Below are 725 nucleotides of genomic sequence, written 5' to 3' on the forward strand. Positions count from 1 at the left end.
CAGGAACAGATCGACGCCATCGTCGCCAAAGCCGTTGATAAAGCGCTGGCCGACCGCCAGGCAAAAATCGACGCCGCGGCCAACAAAAAGGTCGACGTGATTACTAACCCGGAAACCACCGCCGCCTCGCCGGATATGGCCATTCCGTTCGGCCTCAAGTTCAGCGGCTATGCCCGCTATGGCGCCCACTTCCAGACCGGCGACCAGAAATATGTCGGCGTCGACGGCTCCTATAACGGCGCCTCGGCGATCGGCCGTCTGGGCAACGAAAGCAACGGCGGCGAATTCCAGATCAGCAAGGCCTTCAAAAGCGCGCAGGGGGCTATCTGGGATCTTAACGTGATGTTCGACCACTGGAGCGACGAAGTTAACCTGAAGAAGGCCTACGTCGGCGTTACCAACGTGCTGGAATCCAACCCCAACGCCTATCTGTGGGCCGGCCGCGACTTCCACCAGCGTCCGCAACAGGGGATCAACGACTACTTCTGGATGAACCACGACGGCCAGGGCGCCGGGGTGAAGAACTTTGATATCGGCGGCGTGCAGTTCGACGTGGCGGCGGTCTCGCAGGTGAAATCCTGTAGTCCGGAAGTGATGGCCGACGAGACCAACCCGTCGCGTATCACCTGTACCGGCAGCTCCGACACCGGCGACAACGGCCACTACGCGCTGACCACCAAAACCCACAACATCAAGGCCGGGCCGATCGACGTCGAGGTGTACGC

The 725-nt window shown here is 61.0% G+C and carries 1 protein-coding gene; it reads left to right on the top strand.

Annotated features, from left to right (window positions below):
• Positions 1–725: carbohydrate porin (locus RRF55_RS27185; protein WP_142909396.1), on the top strand; the 725-nt coding region annotated here is incomplete at both ends.

The sequence above is a fragment of the Klebsiella sp. K47 genome, assembly GCF_051858335.1.
GTDB classification, from domain to species: Bacteria; Pseudomonadota; Gammaproteobacteria; order Enterobacterales; family Enterobacteriaceae; genus Klebsiella; species Klebsiella pneumoniae.